The 2,412-nt window shown below is 59.1% G+C and carries 4 protein-coding genes and 1 pseudogene; 2 read left to right on the top strand and 3 right to left on the bottom strand.

Features of this window, described 5'->3' with window-relative positions; genetic code table 11:
* Nucleotides 1-399, bottom strand: a 399-nt coding sequence (locus FB009_RS32500) for a MobA/MobL family protein (protein WP_186447699.1), incomplete at its 3' end; no start/stop codon positions are given.
* Between the two features lie 254 nt (nt 400-653).
* Here FB009_RS32500 and traC point away from each other — a divergent pair.
* Together traC and traD are read left to right on the top strand one after the other, a co-directional pair.
* Nucleotides 654-950, top strand: a complete 297-nt coding sequence (gene traC / locus FB009_RS32495; RefSeq protein WP_028053667.1) for a conjugal transfer protein TraC — start codon at nt 654-656, stop codon at nt 948-950.
* 4 nt (nt 951-954) lie between these two features.
* Nucleotides 955-1,149 carry a conjugal transfer protein TraD gene (traD, locus tag FB009_RS32490; protein ID WP_028053666.1) on the top strand — a complete coding sequence of 65 codons (195 nt, stop codon included), beginning with the start codon at nt 955-957 and terminating at the stop codon, nt 1,147-1,149.
* Here traD and FB009_RS34060 read toward each other — a convergent pair.
* Together FB009_RS34060 and FB009_RS32475 are read right to left on the bottom strand one after the other, a co-directional pair.
* Nucleotides 1,125-1,721, bottom strand: a pseudogene (locus tag FB009_RS34060) (DUF6929 family protein). The gene traD and the pseudogene FB009_RS34060 overlap by 25 nt on opposite strands.
* Nucleotides 1,722-2,066: 345 nt before the next feature.
* Nucleotides 2,067-2,318 carry a DUF736 family protein gene (locus FB009_RS32475; protein WP_375714207.1) on the bottom strand — a complete coding sequence of 84 codons (252 nt, stop codon included), beginning with the start codon at nt 2,316-2,318 and terminating at the stop codon, nt 2,067-2,069.
* Nucleotides 2,319-2,412: the final 94 nt, after the last annotated feature.

The raw sequence follows: 2,412 nt of genomic DNA, 5'->3' as shown, positions 1-2,412 counted from the left end.
AACCCAGTCCGCCACCATTCCCTTGGCGCTGATGTGCTGCTCCACGAAGTCACGGACGAGAGCAATGTTTTGTGCAGACGTCAGCTCGATCGGCAACGCGATTGTGACCTCCTTGGCAAGCTGGGCGTCGGAGCGCTTCTCGAAATCCTCGACCTTGTTCCAGAATGCTTCCGCTGCGTCGGAGACCGAGTGATCGGTGATCATCGACTGCAACCATTCTGGTGCGTTGTCCGGGATGACGAACTCCTCGTGAAGAAGTCCAGTCTTGCGGGTGTAATCAATCGTTCGGGCTTCCCGTTGGTACGCCATCTTGGCGCAATGCCGATATGCCGCAGACAGCACTGCGCTGCGGCCGGAGCCACGGGTGATGAGGCTGACGGAGAAGTGAGGAACGGCCACGTCGCTCTGAGCTCCCGATTGCAAACGAGTTCAACGGGTTCGTCGAGAGCGGCGGCGCCGCCACGGCTGAGAGCAAGAACGTCGCCCTGCGACGTATAATTGCGCCCTTGGATACCGCTCCTTCGGAACGGCCGGGATGATCCACCAAACCATCGCAGTTGGCGATTGTCGGATTTACAGTAGTGCCTTGCGCCCTCTGATCCGAAAAATGGCTTCCAGAAAGACCAGCTATGTCAGCCAGGGAGACAGACGGAATGAAGAAACCCTCCTCGAAAATTCGCGAAGAGATCGGCAAGCTCCAGGAGCAGTTGAAACAGGCGGAAACCCGCGAAGCCGAGCGCATCGGCCGCATTGCGCTGAAGGCAGGACTGGGCGAAATCGAGATTGACGAGACAGAGCTTCAGGATGCGTTTGAGCATCTCGCAAGACGCTTTCGGGGAGAGCTTGCGGCTTCGATCGGAGGCAGGAAGCGGGTTGAAGACGGCATACCCGGCACGGCAACAGCGACGGTCGCGTCTGGCGCGGCTCAGGACGGCCTTGGCGAGGCTTGATCGGATGGCGAGGGCGATGACATCTGATGCCCGCAAGAAGGACACGCGGGAGAAGATCGAGTTAGGCGGCCTGATCGTCAAGGCGGGTTTGCGATATGAGAAACGCGCGCTCTTGCTCGGGGCGTTGGTCGAACTCAGCCGCCGGCTGAAGTCCGACGAAGGTGAAGCCTTTTCTCAGAGTGATGCTGAGGATGTGTAATCAGGCGGCTCTAGCTTGACCACCTTCATCGAAAGACGTTGGCGACCAGGATCGAAGGCGGCAACACCCAACGTCGGATGGCACCGAGATCGAGCCGCTCGATCGCAATCGGCGTCATGGAATTGACCGTTTAAAACCGCCGAAGGCGAGTAACGAATGACGGCATTGTCGATATGCCGCTTGTTGCCACGCTGAAACAACCGCAGCTCCTGTCCAGCCACGACCGCATCTTCAATATTGACCTGAGCAAATTCCGCCGCGAGCGGATCAAGAATGAATGAGAGGTCGACAATTCTTGGAGCGGTGCATACGGTGCCGCACGCGTCGAGCCCGAGCAAGACACCCCTTTTTCGATTGGACCTTGACCCTGAACCAAAGGCGAGGAGAGCCCGCCAAAAGAAAGATCACTGTGGGGGGATTAGGGTAAGTGCTTCCAGGTCGGGTTTCTGTTTCTTCCGCTCGTCATGCGACTGGGGCAATACGCCGTCAAACAAGCGGATCAATCCACCTGGTCCGGAACTACGAACGGGAAAGACACCAAGGTGCAGGTCGTCATCCGTAATCACATACATTGCCGCTTCGTGGCAAACGAGCCCGCTCGCGGCGCTTCTTTAGCTCTCGGTGCACAGGCCTTCGATCTTCCACCGCTTCTCTTGCTGCCTGCGAAGACCGTGGCGTGCATCGCGAGAAGGCGGGGTCCCACCCGGCGGCCGCGGCGAGCCGCATGCGGCAGCATCTTGAGAAGAACCCTGGTACTTGAGCAGGGCCATCGCCAATGCGACGGCCCGATCTGAGAACGCGCTTTGCTTCGCTCCGCATCTAAAAGAGCCGAAAACCGGCCGGATGCTTTTACCTTCTTGGAAGGAGAACAGGCCCCGCCTTGGGGCGGAGCCCGTTCTCCTCAATCTCGGTTCGGGCTAGATGAGCTGGAGGCCTTCTTCTCCATCAACTTCCGCGAGCGTCGCGTAGATCGGAGCCGGGAAGCTAGGGGCATCGAGCTTGACCGAGAGGTAGTCGCGATCGCTCTCGCTGGAGCGCTTCTGCCAGGCGGCACCAAGTTCAACTTCTAGCGGTTTACCGCAAAACAACTGATTATGCAGAGAGGGAGTTTTGCGCAGTGCCAGTCGCTGAAGGCCGGATTTGTCGTTGTGGCGGATTCTGCCGATAATTCCGAGGGAGTGGAAGTGCGGCGCCCCGCGGCGAGCGGAGCGCCCTTGGGCTGGTCAGCGGGACCAGATGAGCTTGTGCTCGCCCTTGTCGCCT

It is taken from the genome of Sinorhizobium medicae (assembly GCF_007827695.1).
In the GTDB taxonomy this organism is placed as follows: domain Bacteria; phylum Pseudomonadota; class Alphaproteobacteria; order Rhizobiales; family Rhizobiaceae; genus Sinorhizobium; species Sinorhizobium medicae.
The sequence above is the reverse complement of the archived record's forward strand: the minus strand, read 5'-3'. Positions and strand labels throughout refer to the sequence as shown.